The sequence below is a fragment of the Barrientosiimonas humi genome (assembly GCF_006716095.1).
Classification (GTDB): Bacteria; Actinomycetota; Actinomycetes; order Actinomycetales; family Dermatophilaceae; genus Barrientosiimonas; species Barrientosiimonas humi.
This window is the reverse complement of the sequence record NZ_VFOK01000001.1, coordinates 1,452,094-1,466,548: the sequence shown is the minus strand read 5'-3', so window position 1 is coordinate 1,466,548 and position 14,455 is coordinate 1,452,094. Positions and strand designations below refer to the sequence as shown.

The following is a 14,455-nucleotide window of genomic DNA, read 5'->3' as shown; positions in this document are numbered from 1 at the left end:
CCGTCGCCCGGCGGCTGCATTTCGTGCGCCAGTGAACGATCTGGGGGAGGCAACCCGCGGGATTCCCGGGGTTGCCTCCCTCATTTCGTGCACCGGTGAACGATATGAGGCAGGGGCGTGGGGTCAGCGCGGGGTGGGGTCGGCGGCGAGCAGCTCGTGCAGGCGGGCGTGCCAGGTGCCCGCGACGCTGAGGTAGGGCTCCTCGCTGCACCGGATGCGCGCGAGCAGGTCCTGGGCGGTCTGCTCGACGGCGCGTACGACGTCGGCGGGGTAGGCGTAGAGCACCTGGTGCTCGGCGAACTCGTCCTCGTCCACCAGCTGCGCGGCCGACCACGGGTCGTCCCGGCCGACGACGATGTCCAGGTCGAGGTCGACCGCGCGCAGCTCCCAGCCGGTGCCGGTCTCGACCAGCTCGGCCGGCGTCGTCAGGTCCAGGTAGAGCCGCAGCGCCGGCTTCCCGTTGAAGCCGGCGACGAACCAGGCGTCGACCGGTACCCACCGCACATGGAAGTTGCGGGTCTCGAACTCGAAGCCCGGTCGGCGCACGCGACCGCCCGGACCCGCGCCGAGCCAGTGGCCGAACGCGTCGGCGCCGAGGTAGCGCAGCTCGGCCGTCCAGTGCTGGGTGCCGTCCCACTTGCGCATGCGCGAGAGCACCTGCGCGCCGTGGGCGGGCGGCACGTCAGCCGAGGTCCTGCGCGCGGAAGGTGTCGCAGGCGTTGACGTCGCCGGTGTTGTAGCCCTGGACGAACCACTTCTGACGCTGCACCGCCGAGCCGTGCGTCCAGTTCTCCGGCGTCACCCGGCCCTGCGCCTTCTCCTGGATGCGGTCGTCACCCACGGCGGAGGCCGCCGAGAGCGCCGACTGGATGTCCTGCTGCGTCACCGGTTCGATCAGCTGCTCGCCGCCCTGGTCGGTGGTGGTCGAGGCGTTGCGGGTCCAGATGCCGGCGTAGCAGTCGGCCTGCAGCTCGGTGCGCACCGCGGCCGAGGTGGGGCCCTGCGGGTCCTGCTGGGCGCGACCGAGCACCCCGAAGATGTTCTGGACGTGGTGGCCGTACTCGTGCGCGACGACGTACATCTGGGCGAGGTTGCCGCCGTCCGAGCCGTACTTGGTGCTCAGCTCGTTGAAGAACGACACGTCGATGTAGATCTTCTGGTCCAGCGGGCAGTAGAACGGGCCCATCGCCGAGGAGCCGGTGCCGCACGCGGTCTGCGTGGCGCCGGAGTAGAGCACGGTCTTGGCCGGGGTGTACTCCTGGCCGTACTGCGGCAGCGCCTGCGACCAGAAGTTCTGCACGCTGTTGACGGTGCCGATCACCCGGCAGGTGTCGTCACGGTTGGCGTCGGCGCCGGTCTTGCACTGGGAGATCCGCTGGCTCACCGTGTCGCCGCCCGCCCCGGCCGCCGACACCTCGTTGGAGCTCATGCTCATCCCGCCGGGCTGGCCGCTCGGGGTGGAGGGGTCACCGGTCAGGTTGCCGCCGAAGAACATCATGATCAGCAGCAGGATCAGCCCGCCGATGCCGCCGACGCCGACCCCGCCGGGCAGGGCGCCGCCGCCTCCGCCGCCGAAGCCTCCGCCGCCGCTGCCGCCGGACTCGACCTGTGAGGTGTCCAGCTGTGCGTTGTCGTTGAACGTCACGATGGGCCTTTCGTGGACCGGCGCCCGAAACTCGTTCGGGCGCGCCTGGTACTCGGCCGTACACTACCGGTGAAAGGCCAGGACGCCTGGACCGCGAACGCGGACCGGCGTCCTTGTTGCTGCCCGGACCCTGGAGGAGACCCCGCCGTGATCACCGCGACCGACGTCGAGCTGCGTGTGGGCGCGCGTCTCCTGCTGTCCGGAGCCTCCTTCCGGGTGGCTGCGGGGGACCGGGTCGGGCTGGTCGGGCGCAACGGCGCCGGCAAGACCACCCTGACCAAGGTGCTCGCGGGCGAGGGCCAGCCCAGCGCCGGCACGGTGACCAGCTCGGGCGAGGTCGGCTACCTGCCGCAGGACCCGCGCACCGGCGACCTCGAGGTCACCGCGCAGGCGCGCATCCTGTCCGCACGCGGCCTGGACGTCGTCACCGAGCAGCTGCGCGCCGCCGAGACCGCGATGGCCGACGAGGACGACGAGCGGCGCGAGCGCGCCATGAAGAAGTACGCCCGCCTCGACGCCGAGTTCACCTCGCGCGGGGGCTATGCGGCCGAGTCCGAGGCGGCCTCCATCGCCTCCAGCCTGGGCCTGCCCGAGCGGGTGCTCGGCCAGCCGCTGCGCACCCTGTCGGGCGGTCAGCGCCGCCGCGTGGAGCTCACCCGGATCCTGTTCTCCGGGGCCGAGACGCTGCTGCTGGACGAGCCGACCAACCACCTCGACGCCGACTCGATCGTCTGGCTGCGCGACTACCTCAAGGCCTACCAGGGCGGGCTCATCATCATCAGCCACGACGTCGAGCTGCTCGAGACCGTCGTGACCCGGGTGTTCCACCTCGACGCCAACCGCGGCGAGCTGGACCTGTACAACGTCGGCTGGAAGGCATACCTGCAGCAGCGCGAGACCGACGAGCGCCGCCGCAAGCGCGAGCGCGCCAACGCCGAGAAGAAGGCCGGTGCGCTGCTGGCCCAGGCCGACAAGATGCGAGCCAAGGCCACCAAGGCGACCGCCGCGCAGAACATGGCCCGGCGGGCCGAGCGGCTCCTCGCCGGCGCCGAGGGCGGTCGGCAGCAGGACCGGGTCGCGCGGCTGCGCTTCCCGCAGCCGGCGCCGTGCGGGCGCACGCCGCTCACCGCCGAGGGGCTGTCGCGGTCGTACGGCTCGCAGGAGGTGTTCACCGACGTCGACCTGGCGATCGACCGGGGTTCGCGCGTCGTCGTGCTCGGCCTCAACGGCGCGGGCAAGACCACGCTGCTGCGCATCCTCTCCGGCGTCGACGAGCCGGACACCGGGGCGGTGCAGGAGGGGCACGGGCTCAAGCTCGGCTACTACGCCCAGGAGCACGAGAACCTCGACACCTCCCGGTCGGTGCTGCAGAACATGAAGAGCGCCGCACCCGACCTGGGCGAGACCGAGGTGCGCAAGGTGCTCGGCTCGTTCCTGTTCACCGGCGACGACGTCGACAAGCCCGCCGGGGTGCTGTCCGGTGGCGAGAAGACCCGGCTGTCGCTGGCGCTGCTCGTGGTGTCGTCGGCCAACGTGCTGCTGCTGGACGAGCCCACCAACAACCTCGACCCCGCCTCGCGCGAGGAGATCCTCGGTGCGCTGCGGACGTACGAGGGCGCGGTCGTGCTCGTCACGCACGACGAGGGCGCGGTGGCCGCCCTCGAGCCGGAGCGGGTGCTGCTGCTGCCCGACGGGGTCGAGGACCTGTGGGGACCCGACTACTCCGAGCTCGTCGAGCTGGCCTGAGCCCTGCCCGCGGCGCACTAGCCTGGCCGGGTGAGCTCTACGACCCGGGTGCACGAGCGGATCGTCGTCGACCGCGACGGCCCGTTGCTGACCGTCACGCTCGACCGTCCCGAGCGGCACAACGCGATGGTGCCGAGCATGTGGACCGCGCTGGCGCGGCTCGGAGCCGACCTGCCCACCGACGTACGCGTGGTGGTGCTTCGCGGGTCCGGCGCCAGCTTCTCGTCGGGTCTGGACCGCGCCCTGCTGACCCCCGGCGGGGTTCCGGGGGAGCGCGACCTGCACCTGCAGGCCAGCGGAGGCGAGCAGCAGCTTGTCGACGAGATCGGTTCGTACCAGAAGGGATTCAGCGTCTGGCGGGAGTGTCCGGCGATCACCGTCGCGGCCGTGCACGGACACGCGATCGGCGCCGGGTTCCAGCTCGCGCTGGCCTGCGACCTGCGCATCGTGGCCGACGACGTGCAGCTCGCGATGCGCGAGACGTCGCTCGGTCTGGTGCCCGACCTCGCCGGCACGCACCCGCTGGTGCGGCTGGTGGGCTACTCCCGCGCGCTGGAGATCTGCCTGACCGGGCGGGCCGTCGGCGCCCGGGAGGCCGTCGACTGCGGGCTCGCCTCGCTGAGCGTCCCGCTCGCCGAGCTGGACGAGGCCACCCGCGACCTCGCCGACGCCGTGCTGGCCAACCCGCCCGCGGCGGTCCTGGAGCTGAAGCGGCTGCTGCGGGCGGCCGAGAGCTCCACGCCCGAGCAGCAGCAGTACGCCGAGCGCACGACGCAGGCCCGGTTGCTCGCCGCGATGGCGGACCGCCGGTGAGCCCCCGGCGCACCCGCCCGCGAGATCGCGACCCGGAATGACTTGACCTCACGTGCGCTTGAACCTTCAGGGTGAACGCATGAGGAAGAGGATGACCGCATGAGCATGGGTGGCACGGCGTGGTCGGCGCTGCACTCGATGTCGCGTGACGACGTGGGCGACGTGCGCCTGCGCCCGGGCACCGGGCGGCGCGTGCTGACCTACGCCGGGCCGTACCGCCAGCAGATCGTCGTGTTCCTGGTGCTGACGGTGCTCGACGCACTGCTCATCGTCGCCACGCCGCTCCTGCTCAAGGAGATCGTGGATCGCGGTGTGACACAACAGGACTCGGGCCTGGTCATCCGACTGTCGCTGCTCGTGGCACTCATCGCGGTCTTCGACGCCGGCCTGTCGATCCTGCTGCGCTGGATGTCCGCCCGCATCGGCGAGGGGCTGATCTTCGACCTGCGCCGGCAGGTGTTCGCGCACGTGCTGCGCCAGCCCGTCGCGTTCTTCACCCGCACCCAGACCGGCTCGCTCGTGACCCGGCTCAACTCCGACGTGGTCGGCGCGCAGCAGGCGTTCACCTCGGTGCTGTCCAACGTCGTGAGCAACGTGCTCGGGCTGGCCATCGTGCTCGTGACGATGCTCCTGCTGTCGTGGCAGCTGACGCTCATGGCGCTCCTGCTCGTGCCGCTCGTGCTGATCCCGACCCGGCGGATGGGCCGCCGGCTCGCCGGCCTCAGCCGCACCCAGATGCAGCACAACGGCGACCTCGGCGCGCGCACGTCGGAGCGGTTCAACGTGGCCGGAGCGATGCTCGTCAAGCTCTACGGCCGCCCCGAGCAGGAGGACCGGGAGTACGCCGCCAGCGCCGCCCAGGTGCGCGACGCGGGCGTCGCCATCGCGGTCAACCGCGGCATCTTCATGAACGCGCTGCTGCTCATGGCCGCTCTCGCGACGGCGATCGTCTACGGCGCCGGGGGAGTGCTGGCCGTCCAGGGCAGCCTCACGATCGGCACCCTGCTGGCCATGGCTGCCCTCCTCGGCCGGATGTACGCCCCGCTCACCACCCTGTCCAACGTGCGCATCGACGTGATGACGGCGCTGGTGTCGTTCGAGCGGGTCTTCGAGATCCTCGACCTGCGGCCGCTGGTGGCCGAGCCCGAGCGCCCGACCCGCCTGCCCGACGGGCCGCTCGAGGTGCGGCTGCGGCACGTCGACTTCGCCTACCCCGGCGCCGACCAGGTGTCGCTGCCGTCGCTGGAGACCGTCGGCGCGGGCGACCGCGACGCGGGGGCGCTCGTGCTGCACGACATCGACCTGCGGGTGCGCCCCGGCGAGATGGTCGCGCTCGTCGGCCCGAGCGGCGCCGGCAAGAGCACCCTGACCAGCCTCGTCGCGCGGCTGTACGACCCCACCTCGGGCGCGGTGACCGTCGGCGACGTCGACCTGCGCGAGGTGGCGGGCGAGGACCTGCGCAGCCGCCTCGGGGTGGTCTCGCAGGAGGCCCACCTCTTCCACGACACGATCCGCGCGAACCTGCTGTACGCCCGCCCGGACGCGACCGAAACCGAGCTGGAGCGCGCCCTGCGCGACGCCCAGGTCTGGCACCTCGTGGAGTCGCTGCCGAACGGCCTCGACACGGTCGTGGGGGACCGCGGCCACCGGCTGTCCGGCGGCGAGAAGCAGCGGCTGGCCATCGCGCGGCTGCTGCTCAAGGGCCCCTCCGTCGTCGTTCTCGACGAGGCCACGGCCCACCTCGACAGCGAGTCCGAGGCCGCCGTGCAGCGGGCGCTGGACACCGCGCTGGAGGGGCGCACGTCGCTGGTCATCGCCCACCGGCTGTCCACCGTCCGTGACGCCGACCAGATCCTGGTCGTCGACGGCGGCCGGATCGTCGAGCGCGGCGACCACCGCAGCCTGCTGGCCCGCGGCGGGCTCTACGCCGACCTCTACCGCACCCAGTTCCGCGAGCAGGCCAGCGCCTGACGGTGCGGCGCCTGCCTCAGGCGTCCTCTTCGTCCCAGATGCGCTGCTTCTTCGGCCTCGGTGCCCGCTCGGCGCGCCCCGGCAGCTCCCGGCGGGCCGCCAGCAGCACCAGCACCGGGAACGCGATCATCGCGAGCCACCACTGCAGGGCGTAGCTGAGGTTGATGCCCGCAGCGGACCCCAGGTCGGGCCGGCCGAGCTGGGCCGGCCGCTCGGCCGGCGACGGCTGCTCGGAGCCCATCCGGACGTACGCGCTCCGGTCCATCGCGACGCCGGTCTGCTGCTCCACGAGCGGCGGGTTGATCGAGGACACCTGACCCGGCACGGCGTCGCGCTTGAGGTCCGGCTCGGCGGGCCGCATCCACCCCACGACGGTCACCTGGCCGGACGGCGCGGGCGGCACCTCCGGCGGGGTCTCGGCGGTGGGGCCGTTGGGCACCCAGCCGCGGTCGACCAGCACGGTGCGGCCGTCGTCGGCGCGGAACGGCAGCACCACCTCGTAGCCGTACGTGCCCGACAGCGGCCGGTTGCGCACGAGGGTCTGCGCGCCGGTGTCGTAGCTGCCGACCAGGCGCACCTGCCGCCACTGGTCCTGCGGCGCGAGCTCGCTGGTCGGGGTCGGCAGGACCTCGCCGAGCGGGACGGGGGTGGCGTCGTAGTTGTTCTTGATGGTGGTCTGCGTCAGGTTGCGCGACTCCCAGCGGCTCCACTGCCACCGTCCGAGGAACAGACAGGCCACCGCGGCGACGAGCGCGACCAGCAACCACGCGATCCAGCGGCGGGTGGCGAGCACTCGGAGCACCCCGTGACGGTACCTCGACGTAGATTGGGGGAATGAGCCGGACCAGCCTCCCGATGCCGCGCCCGCGTGCCGATGCGCGCCTGGTCGACCGCTACGGGCGCGTCGGCCGTGACCTGCGCGTCTCGGTGACCGACCGCTGCAACCTGCGCTGCACGTACTGCATGCCCGCCGAGGGTCTGCCCTGGCTGGCCAAGCCCGAGATGCTCACCGACGACGAGCTGGTGCGCCTCATCGGCATCTTCGTCGACCTCGGCGTGCGCCAGGTGCGCTTCACCGGCGGTGAGCCGCTGCTGCGCCGGTCGCTGACCGATGTCGTACGCCGGGTGGCGGCGCTCGAGCCGCGCCCCCAGATGGCGCTCACCAGCAACGGCATCGGCCTGGACCGGCTGGCCGCGCCCCTCGCCGAGGCGGGGCTGGACCGGGTCAACGTCTCGCTCGACACCGTCGACCGCGACACGTTCAAGCAGCTGACCCTGCGCGACCGCCTCGCCGACGTCGAGGCAGGTCTGAAGGCCGCGGCCGACGCCGGCCTCACGCCGGTCAAGGTCAACTCCGTCGCGATGCGCGGCGTCAACGAGCACCGGGTCGCCGAGCTGCTGCAGTGGTGCCTCGACCGCGGCTACGAGCTGCGGTTCATCGAGCAGATGCCGCTCGACGCGCAGCACGCGTGGACCCGCGACGAGATGATCACCGTCGACGAGCTGCACGAGCGGCTCGCGGAGCGGTTCACCCTCACTCCGCTGCCCGACGCCTCCCGCGGGAGCGCGCCGGCCGAGCGGTTCCTCGTCGACGGCGGGCCCGCGACGGTCGGGATCATTGCCAGCGTGACGCGGCCGTTCTGCGGCGCGTGCGACCGCGTCCGGCTGACCGCCGACGGGCAGGTGCGCAACTGCCTGTTCGCCCGCGGCGAGGGCGACCTGCGCGCGCTGCTGCGCGGCGGGGCCGACGACGAGACGATCGCCGCGGCGATCACCGGCGAGATGGCGCGCAAGCGCGCCGGCCACGGCATCGACGACGAGTCGTTCGTGCAGCCCGACCGGCCGATGTCGGCGATCGGCGGCTGAGGGGGGATCTCGATACGGCCACCGCTAGCGCTCCGGCCTACTCGATCAGCGTGGGGGTGCCGGCGTGTTCGATCAGCGTGGGCGTGGTGCTCAGCCGTCGGTGGGCTCGAGCCGGTCGACCGGCACGACGTCGCGCGCGAACCCGCGCAGCGACAGGAACTCCCACAGCGTCTCGCGGTGGGGGTCGCAGGCGAGCCAGACCTTGCGGCGCTCGGGTGTGTGCAGGGTCGGGTTGTTCCAGCGCACCGCCCACACCGCCTCGGCCCGGCAGCCCTTGGCGCTGCAGACCAGGTCGTCGCCGCTCACGAGGTGCGGGAGCTGCCGTGCGCGGCCGGGCCGTCGATGCGCTTCTGGCGCCGGTCGGGACGCACCGACCCCAGCACGTCGATGCGTCGCTGCTGCGCCGCGTTGGCGAAGATGACGGCGACGTAGGGCAGCACGACCGCGAGGGCCACGCACACCCAGCGCAGCACGCCGGTGAAGACGAACGCCCCGACGAAGCACGCCGTGCGGATCCCCATGGAGATCAGGTAGTTGCGGACCCGGTTGTCGTGGTCGTCGCGGGGGTTGGCAGGCAAGCTGGTGGCCGACGGCACCGAGCTGGTCTGGTCGTGGCGAGTGCGCCTGCTCATCCCTCAACGGTACGCCTGGTGGCACGAGGTACGACTACCGCGGGGTAGTCGGATAGCGTCGCCAGCGCAGCCCCCGAGCAAGCGTCAGGAGCCTCTTCGTTGAGCGACAGCCCACGTCCCGTCCTGGTCACCGGCGGCAACCGCGGCATCGGCCTCGCGGTCGCCCGCGCCCTCGCTGAGGGGGGTGACCGCGTGGTGGTCGCGAGCCGCTCCGGCGAGGCGCCCGACGGACTCGAGGCGGTGCAGTGCGACGTCTCCGACACCGCCTCGGTCGACGCCGCGTTCACCGCCGCCGAGCAGCTGGTCGGCGGCCCGATCGAGGTGCTCGTCGCGAACGCCGGCATCACCTCCGACACCCTGCTGCTGCGGATGTCCGACGAGGACTTCGCCACCGTGCTCGACACCAACCTCACCGGCGCCTTCCGCTGCGCCCGCCGCGCCAGCAAGGGGATGATCCGGCTCAAGCGCGGCCGGATGATCTTCATCTCCAGCGTGGTCGGCCTGCTCGGCTCGGCCGGGCAGGTCAACTACGCCGCGAGCAAGGCCGGGCTGGTCGGCATGGCCCGCTCGATCACCCGCGAGCTGGGCGGTCGCAACATCACCGCCAACGTCGTCGCCCCCGGCTTCATCGACACCGAGATGACCCAGGCGCTCAGCGAGGACCAGCGGGCGGCGTACGTCAAGCAGATCCCCGCCGGGCGCCTCGCCGAGGCGAGCGAGGTCGCGGCCGCGGTGCGCTTCCTCGCCGGGCCCGACGCGGCGTACATCTCCGGAGCCGTGCTGCCCGTCGACGGCGGCCTCGGCATGGGCCACTGACCAGGGAAGGACGACCGATGGGTCTGTTGGAGAACAAGACGATCCTCGTGACCGGCGTGCTGATGGACTCCTCCATCGCCTTCCACGTCGCCCGGCTCGCGCAGGAGGAGGGCGCCACGGTGGTGCTCACCTCCTTCGGGCGCACGATGAAGATCACCTCGACCATCGCCAAGCGGCTGCCGACCACCCCCGAGGTGCTCGAGCTCGACGTCACCGAGCAGGAGCACCTGGACTCCCTCGCCGACCGGGTGCGCGAGATCTCGCCGCAGCTGGACGGCGTGCTGCACTCGATCGGCTTCGCGCCGCCGGGCGCCTTCAACTTCCTCGAGGCCGACTGGGACGACGTCGCGACGGCGATGCAGGCCTCGGCCTACTCGCTCAAGGCCCTCGCGACCGCGGCGCTGCCGCTGATGACCGACCGGTCCTCGCTCGTCGGGCTCACCTTCGACGCGAAGTTCGCCTGGCCGCTGTACGACTGGATGGGCGTCGCGAAGGCCGCGTTCGAGTCGACCAACCGCTACCTCGCCCGCGACCTCGGCCCGCAGGGCGTGCGCTGCAACCTGGTCTCGGCCGGCCCGATCCGCACCACCGCCGCCAAGTCGATCCCCGGGTTCGAGGAGTTCGAGCGGGTCTGGGACAACCGCGCCCCGCTCGGCTGGGACGTCAAGGACCCCGAGCCCGCCGCCAAGGCGTGCGTGGCGCTGCTCAGCGACTGGTTCCCGGCCACGACCGGCGAGATCGTGCACGTCGACGGCGGCGTGCACGCGATGGGGCAGTAGTTCTTTGGTCCGGCTCCTCCTCCGGGAGGCCCTTGCTGCGCTGCGGGCCTCCCGGCATCGTCGCCGAACCGGTGCGATGGGTGAGGGTGCGTGTCCCGCTGCGGGTTGGCGGGCCTCCCGGCATCGTCGCCGAACCGGGGCGATGGGTGAACGCGACGTCGCCGGACCAGTCCTGCTCCACCCGGCAGGGCCGCTGATGCTCCTGGCTACGCTCGTCCGTGATGGTTGACGACCCCAGCATCCCTGTGCCCGTCGTGGCGACCGAGGTCCGGGTCCTGGAGGGGCCGAACCTGTACTTCACGCGCCCGGCGATCAAGGTCAGCCTGCGGCTGCCGGGCTACCTGGCGGCCGACGAACCGGCGATGCAGGCGCTGGCCGGCGAGCTGCGGCTGCCGCGCTCGGCGCCCGGGCCGGCCGGCACCGCCAGCCGCCAGCGGTTCGTCGTGCGCCTCGTCGAGCGGGTCGTACGCCGGCTCGCGGCTGCGGCGGGCACCGTGCGCCTGGGCGTGCGTGTGCGGCCCGGCGGCGCCGCCGACGAGATCGTCGTCGCCCTGCCCTGGCGCTCCCGCGAGCGCGGGCAGGCGATGGGCGAGGCGATCGCGCCGCTGCTGCAGCGCGTCCTGGAGACGACGGCGGGGGATCCCGCCGGGGAGCAGGCCGTGGCGACGGCCGTCGAGGAGGCCGCCGCCGGCATCCGGGCCGTGCCGGAGGGTCCGCGGCCGCGCACGACCGCGCCCAAGGTCCCCGTGGTGGCCATCACCGGGACCAACGGCAAGACCACGACGACCCGGCTCGTGGCCCACCTGGGCATGATCGCCGGGCTGCGCACCGGCTGGAGCTCGACGGACGGCGTGCTCGTGCAGGGGGAGCTCGTCGAGAAGGGCGACTACTCCGGGCCGGCCGGCGCCCAGGCCGTGCTGTCGGCGCCCGGGGTGCAGCTGGCGGTGCTCGAGACCGCTCGTGGCGGGATGCTCTTCAAGGGGCTCGGGGTGCCGGTCAACGACGTCAGCGTGGTGACCAACGTCAGCGCCGACCACCTCGGCATGCAGGGCATCGACACCATCGACCAGCTGGCCGAGGTCAAGGCGATCATCACCCGGGTCACCAAGCCCCAGGGCTGGGTCGTGCTCAACGGCGACGACCCGCGCGTGTGGGCGATGCGCACCGGGGCGAGCGGTCGCATCTGGTGCTTCTCGCTCGACCCCGACTCACCGTCGCTGCGCGAGGCGCTGCAGTCGGGCGGCCGCGGCATCACCGTGCTCGACGGCGACCTCGTCGTGCTCTCGCCCGGCCACCCGCCGGAGCGGCTCGTCTCGGTGCTCGACGTCCCGATGACCCTCGGCGGGCTGTCGGCGCACAACCTCGCCAACGCCCTCGCGGGCGCCGCGGCCGGCCTCGGCGCCGGCCTCTCGCCCGACGCGGTCGCCGAGGGGCTCGCGACCTTCGCCCCCGACTCGCAGCACAACGCCGGCCGGATGAACATCTACTCCACGCCGCTCGCCGGCGGCGGGGAGGTCACCGTCATCCTCGACATGGCGCACAACGAGGGCGGGCTCGAGGCGCTGCTGCGCGTCGGGCGAGGGCTGGTCGAACCGGGGTCGCAGCTGCTCCTCGGCCTCGGCACCGGCGGCGACCGCACCGACGAGATCCTGCGCACGCTCGGCGTCATGGCCGGGCTCGAGGCCGACCGGGTGCACGTCCAGCACAAGGAGAAGTACCTGCGCGACCGCACGATGGACGAGCTCGAGGCGCTGCTCGTCGAGGGCCTGGGTCAGGTCGGCGTGACGCCGGTGTCGAGCTCGCCCACGGAGCTCGAGGGCCTCGAGGCGCTGCTCGCCGACGCGCGCGACGGCGACGTGCTGGCGATGATGACCCACTCCCACCGGGCCCAGCTGCACGACTGGCTGCTCGCGCAAGGTTCGCACGAGGACGACCCAGCAACGGTGCGCCGCAAGGTGATTCGCGCGCGAGGCGAGCACGAGGCCGAGGAGCGCATCGCCGCGCTCTGGGCGATCGACGACGCCGACGAGCGGATCGTGCAGGCGCAGGAGCTGCGCGAGGCGTTCCCCGACGACGCGCGCGTGCTCTACGAGCTGGCGGGGACGTACGACAGCGCAGACCGCGAGGACGAGGCGCTGGCGGCGTACGACGACGCCCTGCGGCTCGGGCTGCGCGAGCCGTACTACCACCGCGCGCTCATCCAGAAGGCGTCGACGCTGCGTCACCTGGGGCGGCTGGAGGAGTCGCTGGCGATCCTCGACGCGCTGCGCGCGGACCGGCCCGACAGCGAGGCGGTGGCGGCGTTCCGGGCGCTGACGCTGCACGACCTGGGTGACGACGGCGCTGCGCTCGGCGACGTCCTGCGGCTGCTGGTGCAGCGCTCGAAGGATGCCGACATGGACGAATACCGTTCTGCGCTGGTGAGATTCGGCGACGAGATCGACTGAGCTAGCGAGGGTGGGCGACCGATGACGTTCCCGGACCGAGTGATCAGCGGCGCCGTGCACTACTTCCGCGTGCACCCCGACCTGTGGGCCGACCGGCTGGCGCGCGTGGCGGCGATGGGGCTGAACACCGTCGAGACCTACGTCGCCTGGAACTTCCACTCGCCGGCCCCGGGGACGTACGACTTCACCGGCTGGCGCGACCTCCCGCGCTTCGTGGAGCTGGCGGGGGAGCAGGGGCTGCAGGTGCTGCTGCGCCCGGGCCCGTACGTCTGCGCCGAGTGGGACCTCGGCGGCCTCCCCGCGTGGCTGCTGCGCGACCCCGGCCTGCGGCTGCGCTGCTGCGACCCGGCCTTCCTCGCCGCGGTCGACGACTACCTCGACCGGTTGCTGCCCCTGGTGGTGCCGCTGCAGGCGACCCGCGGCGGGCCGGTCGTGGCGGTGCAGGTGGAGAACGAGTACGGCTCCTTCGGCGACGACGCGGACTACCTGCGGCACGTGCGCGACGGCCTCGTCGGCCGCGGCATCGACGTCCCGCTGTTCACGTCCGACGGCCCCGGCCCGGACCACCTCGCCTCCGGGACGCTGCCCGGCACGCTCGCGACGGTGAACTTCGGCTCCCGGGTCGCGGAGGCGTTCGGTGAGCTGGAGCGGTTCCGGCCCGGTGAGCCGAAGATGTGCATGGAGCTGTGGCACGGCTGGTTCGACCACTGGGGCGAGCAGCACCACACCCGTGACCCCGGCGAGGCGGCCGCGGTGCTGGAGGAGATCCTCGCCGCGGGCGGCTCGGTGAACCTCTACATGGCCCACGGCGGCACGAGTTTCGGGCTGTGGAGCGGCGCCAACCTGGAGGCCGGGCACCAGCCGACCGTGACGAGCTACGACTACGACGCGCCGGTCGGCGAGGCCGGTGAGATCACCGAGAAGTTCCACGCCTTCCGCACCGTCATCGGCCGGTACGCCCACCTCCCCGAGCGCGAGCCGCCCGCCCTGCCTCCTCGGCTGGCTCCGCAGACGCTGCCGGTCGAGCGCTGGGCGCCCTTCGGCGCCGCCTCGGCGGCATGGGGCGACGCCGTGCACGGACCGGCGCCGCGCTGGATGGAGGAGGTCGGCAGCGGCCGGGGTCTCGTGCTCTACCGCGGCAGCGTGCTGGTCCCGCCGGACGGTGGCCGGCTGGTGCTGGAGGACCTGGCCGACCGCGCCCACGTCTTCGCCGACGACCGGCTCGTCGGGGTGGTGGACCCCGCGGAGGCTGCGGCGGGCATCGAGCTCGCACCGCGCCCCGACGGCGCACCGACCCGGCTCGAGCTGCTGGTGGAGAACCGGGGCCGGGTCAACTTCGGACCGGGTCTCGGCCGCGACCGCAAGGGCGTCGGCGCCGTTCGGCTCGGCAACCGGTTCGTCCACGGGTGGCAGACCGTGCCCATCGAGCTGGACGCCGACGGGTTCACCGATGCCGTCGCGTTCGGTGGCGAGCCGGCGGGAGAGCCCGCGCCGACGTACGCCGGGGTGACGGTGCACGTCGACGCCCCGGCCGACGGCTTCCTCGCCCTGCCCGGTTGGGGGCGCGGCTTCGTGTGGCTCGGCGGGTTCCTGCTCGGCCGCTACGACGAGGCCGGGCCGCAGCGCACGCTGTACGCCCCCGCTCCGCTCTGGCGGGCCGGCGCCAACGAGGTGGTGGTGCTCGAGATGGCCCACGTCGGCGAGCGGGTGGAGCTGCGCGACGTCAGCGACCTCGGCTGA

At 73.0% G+C, this 14,455-nt stretch carries 13 protein-coding genes; 8 read left to right on the top strand and 5 right to left on the bottom strand.

Features of this window, described 5'->3' with window-relative positions; translation table 11 throughout:
- Positions 1-123 precede the first annotated feature (123 nt).
- Both FB554_RS06930 and ypfJ read right to left on the bottom strand, forming a co-directional pair.
- Entirely contained in the window at positions 124-681 is a 558-nt protein-coding gene (locus FB554_RS06930) for a DUF402 domain-containing protein (RefSeq protein ID WP_211344546.1), read from the bottom strand.
- 1 nt (position 682) lies between these two features.
- Positions 683-1,645, bottom strand: coding sequence for a KPN_02809 family neutral zinc metallopeptidase (ypfJ, locus tag FB554_RS06925; RefSeq protein WP_142005296.1), 963 nt, complete (start codon positions 1,643-1,645; stop codon positions 683-685).
- A 147-nt stretch (positions 1,646-1,792) separates the two neighbouring features.
- Between ypfJ and FB554_RS06920 the strand changes: the two genes are divergently transcribed.
- The 3 genes from FB554_RS06920 (at position 1,793) to FB554_RS06910 (ending at position 6,175) form a co-directional block, all read left to right on the top strand.
- Positions 1,793-3,391, top strand: coding sequence for an ABC-F family ATP-binding cassette domain-containing protein (locus FB554_RS06920; RefSeq protein WP_142005295.1), 1,599 nt, complete (start codon positions 1,793-1,795; stop codon positions 3,389-3,391).
- Between the two features lie 30 nt (positions 3,392-3,421).
- Positions 3,422-4,204 (top strand): enoyl-CoA hydratase/isomerase family protein, encoded by a 783-nt coding sequence (locus tag FB554_RS06915; protein WP_142005294.1) that lies wholly within the window; start codon positions 3,422-3,424, stop codon positions 4,202-4,204.
- A gap of 99 nt (positions 4,205-4,303) precedes the next feature.
- Positions 4,304-6,175 carry an ABC transporter ATP-binding protein gene (locus FB554_RS06910; protein WP_142005293.1) on the top strand — a complete coding sequence of 624 codons (1,872 nt, stop codon included), beginning with the start codon at positions 4,304-4,306 and terminating at the stop codon, positions 6,173-6,175.
- A 16-nt stretch (positions 6,176-6,191) separates the two neighbouring features.
- On the opposite strand, the gene FB554_RS06905 is transcribed toward FB554_RS06910, so the two are convergent.
- Complete coding sequence (locus FB554_RS06905) at positions 6,192-6,977, bottom strand: SURF1 family cytochrome oxidase biogenesis protein (protein ID WP_142005292.1); 786 nt, start codon at positions 6,975-6,977, stop codon at positions 6,192-6,194.
- Between the two features lie 32 nt (positions 6,978-7,009).
- Between FB554_RS06905 and moaA the strand changes: the two genes are divergently transcribed.
- A complete protein-coding gene (gene moaA / locus FB554_RS06900) occupies positions 7,010-8,041 on the top strand; it encodes a GTP 3',8-cyclase MoaA (RefSeq protein ID WP_211344545.1) in 1,032 nt (343 codons plus the stop codon).
- A gap of 90 nt (positions 8,042-8,131) precedes the next feature.
- On the opposite strand, the gene FB554_RS06895 is transcribed toward moaA, so the two are convergent.
- Positions 8,132-8,347 carry a hypothetical protein gene (locus FB554_RS06895; RefSeq protein WP_142005291.1) on the bottom strand — a complete coding sequence of 72 codons (216 nt, stop codon included), beginning with the start codon at positions 8,345-8,347 and terminating at the stop codon, positions 8,132-8,134.
- Positions 8,344-8,673 carry a DUF3099 domain-containing protein gene (locus FB554_RS06890; RefSeq protein WP_142005290.1) on the bottom strand — a complete coding sequence of 110 codons (330 nt, stop codon included), beginning with the start codon at positions 8,671-8,673 and terminating at the stop codon, positions 8,344-8,346. Before FB554_RS06890 ends, FB554_RS06895 begins: the two co-directional genes overlap by 4 nt.
- A gap of 99 nt (positions 8,674-8,772) precedes the next feature.
- On the opposite strand from FB554_RS06890, the gene fabG reads away from it, so the two are divergent.
- The 4 genes from fabG to FB554_RS06870 all read left to right on the top strand — a co-directional run bounded on the left by fabG (position 8,773) and on the right by FB554_RS06870 (position 14,455).
- Positions 8,773-9,489, top strand: a complete 717-nt coding sequence (gene fabG, locus FB554_RS06885; RefSeq protein WP_142005289.1) for a 3-oxoacyl-ACP reductase FabG — start codon at positions 8,773-8,775, stop codon at positions 9,487-9,489.
- Positions 9,490-9,506: 17 nt separating this feature from the next.
- Positions 9,507-10,268, top strand: coding sequence for an enoyl-ACP reductase FabI (fabI, locus tag FB554_RS06880; RefSeq protein WP_142005288.1), 762 nt, complete (start codon positions 9,507-9,509; stop codon positions 10,266-10,268).
- A 221-nt stretch (positions 10,269-10,489) separates the two neighbouring features.
- Positions 10,490-12,715, top strand: coding sequence for a tetratricopeptide repeat protein (locus FB554_RS06875; RefSeq protein ID WP_142005287.1), 2,226 nt, complete (start codon positions 10,490-10,492; stop codon positions 12,713-12,715).
- A 21-nt stretch (positions 12,716-12,736) separates the two neighbouring features.
- Positions 12,737-14,455 carry a glycoside hydrolase family 35 protein gene (locus tag FB554_RS06870; protein ID WP_142005286.1) on the top strand — a complete coding sequence of 573 codons (1,719 nt, stop codon included), beginning with the start codon at positions 12,737-12,739 and terminating at the stop codon, positions 14,453-14,455.

Coding starts and splice junctions, on each gene's coding strand:
- FB554_RS06910 (WP_142005293.1), top strand. CDS start 4,304: ATGAGCATGGGTGGCACGGCGTGGTCGGCGCTGCACTCGATGTCGCGT.
- moaA (WP_211344545.1), top strand. CDS start 7,010: ATGAGCCGGACCAGCCTCCCGATGCCGCGCCCGCGTGCCGATGCGCGC.
- FB554_RS06890 (WP_142005290.1), bottom strand. CDS start 8,673: ATGAGCAGGCGCACTCGCCACGACCAGACCAGCTCGGTGCCGTCGGCC.
- fabI (WP_142005288.1), top strand. CDS start 9,507: ATGGGTCTGTTGGAGAACAAGACGATCCTCGTGACCGGCGTGCTGATG.
- FB554_RS06875 (WP_142005287.1), top strand. CDS start 10,490: ATGGTTGACGACCCCAGCATCCCTGTGCCCGTCGTGGCGACCGAGGTC.
- FB554_RS06870 (WP_142005286.1), top strand. CDS start 12,737: ATGACGTTCCCGGACCGAGTGATCAGCGGCGCCGTGCACTACTTCCGC.